Source organism: Kitasatospora phosalacinea (assembly GCF_000716545.1).
GTDB classification, from domain to species: Bacteria; Actinomycetota; Actinomycetes; order Streptomycetales; family Streptomycetaceae; genus Kitasatospora; species Kitasatospora phosalacinea.
Genome location: NZ_JNWZ01000189.1, coordinates 1 through 367, shown reverse-complemented (window position 1 = coordinate 367; position 367 = coordinate 1). Strand labels below are relative to the sequence as shown.

General features: G+C 72.8%; 1 protein-coding gene. It reads right to left on the bottom strand.

What is annotated here, in order from left to right; genetic code table 11:
• On the bottom strand, nt 1-364 hold a 364-nt coding region (locus OO48_RS34080), incomplete at its 3' end, for a transposase (protein WP_245194926.1).
• Nucleotides 365-367: the final 3 nt, after the last annotated feature.

Here is a 367-nt window from a genome sequence, read left to right as displayed (position 1 = left end):
TGCGGTCCCCGCGTCCGTAGACATGGCAGAACAGCCGCTCGTCGCTTGTCGGGGCGTCGGGGCGGAGCCAGTTGCTCACGTCCACGGCCAGCACGATCCGCCCGTCGGCCGCCCGCGGCAGCGGCAGACCGGCCAGGACCTCGCGCAGTCGGGCGGGCTCGGCCCAGCCCCGGTCCAGCCCCCGGTCCAGCCCCCGGTACAGCGCACCGTGCCCGCGCCGGTACTCGGCCGCCAATGACAGCTCGACCAGCGTCCTGACCGGCCCCTCCGCACACAGCACCGCGTCCGTGAGCTCGAAGAGCACATCCGCGCGGGCGTAAAGGCACTCGTAGAACTCGACCCGAAAGCGGGACAGGACGCCCAATGC